Here is a 2089-nt window from a genome sequence, read left to right as displayed (position 1 = left end):
CCAACAGCCACGAGGACAGCACAATGCCCGTGGCTGCTGCTCCGGCGATGACACGCAGCGTGTAAAGCGAGGCCAGCACCATGACATCTGCGGTTGCGATCTGCTTGAGCCAGAAGGAATAGGCCATGGTGATGGCCAGATAGGCGATCAGCACAATCGTGAAGGCGGGCGGCAGAAAGAGCAGGGACAAGGCAAAGGCGATGCCGGGCAGGGCGATGGCCCCGATGACACCGGTCTGAAGCGGCAGATCACCCGCGGGCAGGGGACGATACCGCTTGCTGGTGTGGTGGCGGTCGGCCTGCAGGTCCATCAGGTCATTCAGGAAATACACGCCCGACGCACAGAGGCTGAAGCAGATAAAGGCCAGAAGCGCCGCCAGGAACCCCGCTGCGGGCAGATGCATTTGCGAGGTGAAGATCGGCACAAAGATCAGGGCGTTCTTGGCGTATTGATGAGGGCGCATCGACTTGACGAAAGCGCGCCATACCGGCGGGCGTGAAGCGATGACCTTTTCAGCGGTACCCGCAGCCTGTGCCGCGGCCACGTCCGACGCCGGGGCATTGACGAAAATACCCGACCCGGCCGCCGCCCAGATCGGGCTGTCGGCTGTGCTGTCTCCGGCATAGGTAAAGGCGTCGGATCCGGCTGTGTCACGAATGGCGGCAAGCTTGTTGGACCCTTTCAGGTTCCGGCCCTCCTCTGTGGCCAGAACAGACGAGAACAGGCCCAGATGCGTGGCCACCTTTTCGGCATAGATGCGGTGAGAGGCTGTTGCGAGGATCAGATGCCTGCCTTCTTCTTTCTGCACGCGCAGATAATCCAGCAGGTCGGTTTCGAACGGCAGGTCCGCAGCTTCTAATCCGATTTCTCGGCCAATCCGCGCCTTGGCATAGGGGATGCCGCGGAACACCCACAGAAGAACCAGAAAAAGATTGAGCGGGTTTTTCTTCAGGAACAGCAGAATAGCCTCGACAAACAGGTCTGTTCTGACCAGCGTCCCATCCAGATCAACAAAGATTTTTTCCGGTTTTTTACTCATTACTGGGGGTCTTCTTTCGAATTGCACATGCCTGAAAGTAAACCGGTTGCCGGTGGCGTGTCTCTGCCATGGTCCGCAGCTTCCGGGGGCCGGGACCCTGGCCTTTTTCAGAGTTTCCTGAACCGCCCGCTGTCTACTGTGATCCCGTGTTTTGCAAAAACATTGCGTGTATCAAAGATCATGGCTGCTTCGCGGGCAACCAAGTCGTAATCCGGTGCGCTGTGGTCGGTGATTACAGCTACGGCGGCGTAACGTTTCAGGCTGTCCGCCGTCAGCGGCTGCGAGGTCCGGCCCGCCAGTTGCGGGTATTCGCCGCCTTCGGGCAGGCGCGGGAAATACGGATCGTGATAGTCAACCTCGGCGCCCAGCTTCTCCAGCTCGTCCAGTAACACCAGCGCCGGGCTGCGGCGGGTATCCTCGACATCGCGCTTATAGGCGATGCCCATCAGCAGGATGCGCTGTCCGGTCAGGGGCTGCCCGGTTTCCGCCAGCGCGGACCCGTTGCGCGCGGCCAGTTCTGCCGCCATCCGTGCCGCCAGCATCTCTGGCACCGCGTCATTACTGGAGCGGGCCAGATTGATCAGCGGCGTATCAGATCCTGCATCCGCAGCGCGCCAGGCCAGATAGGCCGGAGACACCGGGATGCAGGCCCCACCAATTCCGGGACCGGGATAGAAGGGCATGAAGCCAAACGGCTTGGTCGCCGCAGCCTCGATCACTTCCCAGACATCCACGTCCATTGCTTCAAGCGCGGTCTTCAACTCGTTGACCAGCGCGATATTGACGGTGCGAAAGCTGTTTTCGACCAGCTTCACCGCTTCGGCTGTGGCGGCCGAGCTGACCGGAACGGCGCTGGTGACGATAGCGCGGTAGAAATCCTCGACCAGTTGCCGCGACAGCGGATCGTCGGCGCCAACCACTTTCGGGATGCTGTGCGTGTCGAACTTGTCATTGCCGGGGTCTTCGCGCTCGGGCGAAAACGCCAGGAAGAAATCACTGCCCGCGCGCAGACCGCCCGCCTCAAGGATCGGCTGAACCAGTGTGGTAGTG

2 protein-coding genes are annotated in these 2089 nt (G+C 60.8%); both read right to left on the bottom strand.

The genetic code is table 11. The features are described 5' to 3' along the window. On the bottom strand, positions 1–1039 hold a 1039-nt coding region (locus AC2FNC_RS20695; protein WP_496716560.1), incomplete at its 3' end, for a UbiA family prenyltransferase. Between the two features lie 107 nt (positions 1040–1146). Continuing rightward, the coding region (locus AC2FNC_RS20690) for a nucleotide sugar dehydrogenase (protein ID WP_496716559.1) at positions 1147–2089 on the bottom strand (943 nt) is incomplete at its 5' end.

The organism is Ruegeria sp. BHSA123 (assembly GCF_059613425.1).
The sequence above is the reverse complement of the archived record's forward strand: the minus strand, read 5'-3'. Positions and strand labels throughout refer to the sequence as shown.